The following is a 2,288-nucleotide window of genomic DNA, read 5'->3' as shown; positions in this document are numbered from 1 at the left end:
CCACCAGCCAGCCGTCGACGGCGATCCGCAGCCAGCCCGGCGCGGTGCGCACCTCCATGAAGTGCGACAGGATCAGCCGGCATTTGACCGCCGCCATCGCCAGCACCGCGATGGTGATCGGCACGCTGGCATCCAGACTGTGGGTCGGCCCGGCCGGCGCCAGCAGCCAGCTGCCGATGGTCAGCGCGCACAACGCGAGCCAGACGTAGGTGATGCGGGCGGTAGCAGTCATTCTCACCTCATGACGTAGAGCAGGGCGAAGATGACGATCCAGAGCAGGTCCACCATGTGCCAGTAGGTGGCGCCCGTCTCCACCATCGTCATCCGGCGGTACTTGGGATTGCGCAGCTCGAAATACACGACCGCCAGGAAGACCAGCCCGAGCGCCACATGGAACACGTGCACCCCGGTCAGCAGGTAGTAGAACATAAAGAAGTCGTTGCTAGGGAAGGTGAGGCCCTCGCCGATCTTGGTTGCCCACTCGTAGGCCTTGAGGCCGATGAACGCCACGCCGCACAGTCCGCCGTACACCGTCAGCCGCATCGCCCGCGCCGGATCGCCGGCCCGCGCGGCCAGCACACCGCGGGCCACGAACCACGAACTGGTCAGCAACGCAAGCGTATTGGCGACACCGACGGTGACACTGAGGTGCTGCTGGGACGCCAGGAAGAGGTCGTGTTGCTGGTTACGGTAGATCATGAAGACGATGAAGTAGCTGGCGAAGATGACCAGGTCGCCGAGCACGAACACCCACATGCTGCCGTCGCCGGGCAGGTGCCGTCCCGGTCCGGAGGCGGGCGCGGGCCGGCTGGGTGCGCTCTGCTCGGTGTCGGTCATCGGTACGCTCCCCCCGCCATCAGTCCTGGACCAGTTCGTCGGGGGCCTGACGCTTGATCGCCGAGTAGAGCAGTTTGATGATGCAGATCTCCCAGACCACGAAGACGGCAGTGCCGATATAGAAGCTGATCGACCCGTTCCAGGCCAGCGGACCGGCCTTGAAGATGAACACCGGGCCGGCGAGCAGTTCGGTGACGATCATCCAGATCGACATGTAGGCAAGCCATTTCGGCAGGATGTCGTTTCGGTCCAGGAAGATCGCCAGCGCCAGCACCATGTTCTGGGTGGCGAAGCAGCCCAGCGACCCGACGAATGACAACAGGCCGAGGTCATAGAGCATGGCGACCAGTTCGGGGTCGCGGTCGGGCCGAAATGCGGCGGCCAGGAAGGAGAATGCGGCCAGCAGGCAACCCGGTATCGCGCCGACAGCCAACGCCGCGATGTAGGCGTAGGCGAACACCGGCGCCACCGACATCCGTTTGATCTGAAAGGCGATCAGGCCGTTGGCGACGCCGGTGAAGCCGATGAAGATCATCAGCACCGCGAAACCGATCCGGATGGTCAGCGAGTGCGCCTCGAAGAAGGCCACGATCTGATCGGGTCCGACGTCCGGCCGCGGCGGCGGCATCACCCGGGTCAGCACGACGAAGATCAGCCCGAAGATGTTGTAGAAGATCGGGATCGTCCACCAGCAGATCCACTGATCGATCTTGGGTCTGCGGGTCCAGTCGGCCGGCCGGCGGCCGACCTCGACCGGGGCGGCGGTCGCGCTCACTGCGCCACCGGTTGCGCCGGCGGGGAACTGAAATCGTCATCGCCGGCCTCGGCTGCCTGGCGGGCGATCGCCGCCCGCACCACCACGAACATCACCGCCAGATACAGACAGAATGCGCCGAGCCGCAGCCAGAACGAGATGGCCCCGTCCCAGGCCAGTGGCCCGGTACGGACGATGACGGCGCAGGCCGCCGGTGCCATCGCCGCCGCGGTGGCGACGCTGAAGTACGCCACCCAGCGCGGAAATACCGGCACCGGTTGATTGTCGAGCAGTACGGCCAGCGCCAGGCACAGGTTCTGCACGACGATCATCCCGACCGGGGCGATGAAGATGAGCCAGGCCATGTCGTTGAGCAGCAGGATCAACTCGGCATCGCGCTCCGGCCGGAAGGCCGCGACCAGCCAGAAGATATCGGCGATGGCGAACAGCGTCGCCCCGGTGGTGACGGCGGCCAGATAGCTGTAGGCCAGCACGTGACTGGGTGTGGCCATCCGCTTCATCTGGACCACGATCACCATGAAGAACGGGATCAGCATGATCGCGCACAAGTTGAACGTGATCATGCTGAACCGGATCATCGCGGTGTGTTGCCGGTAGAACTCGGCCACCGCGTCCGCGCTGGATTCCGGTGACATCGGCGGGAAGAAACCGGGAAACGCGACAAACGCCACCGCCA

The 2,288-nt window shown here is 65.1% G+C and carries 4 protein-coding genes; all 4 read right to left on the bottom strand.

The window, feature by feature from the left end:
- On the bottom strand, positions 1 to 232 hold a 232-nt coding region (locus ACN269_RS34265), incomplete at its 3' end, for a cytochrome C oxidase subunit IV family protein (RefSeq protein WP_421477425.1).
- 2 nt (positions 233 to 234) lie between these two features.
- Positions 235 to 837, bottom strand: a complete 603-nt coding sequence (locus ACN269_RS34260) for a cytochrome c oxidase subunit 3 family protein (protein ID WP_421477423.1) — start codon at positions 835 to 837, stop codon at positions 235 to 237.
- 19 nt (positions 838 to 856) lie between these two features.
- On the bottom strand, positions 857 to 1,612 hold the full coding sequence (locus ACN269_RS34255) for a hypothetical protein (protein ID WP_421477422.1): 756 nt from the start codon (positions 1,610 to 1,612) through the stop codon (positions 857 to 859).
- Positions 1,609 to 2,288 (bottom strand): hypothetical protein (locus tag ACN269_RS34250; protein WP_421477421.1); only part of this gene is annotated, 680 nt, incomplete at its 5' end. The genes ACN269_RS34255 and ACN269_RS34250, both read right to left, overlap by 4 nt.

It is taken from the genome of Micromonospora sp. WMMD736 (assembly GCF_049179015.1).
Lineage (GTDB): Bacteria > Actinomycetota > Actinomycetes > Mycobacteriales > Micromonosporaceae > Micromonospora.
Note: the sequence above shows the minus strand (reverse complement) of the source record. Positions and strands in the feature narration are given on the sequence as shown.

Excerpts from the sequence above, each read along its gene's own strand:
- ACN269_RS34260 (WP_421477423.1), bottom strand. The coding sequence starts at position 837 with ATGACCGACACCGAGCAGAGCGCACCCAGCCGGCCCGCGCCCGCCTCC.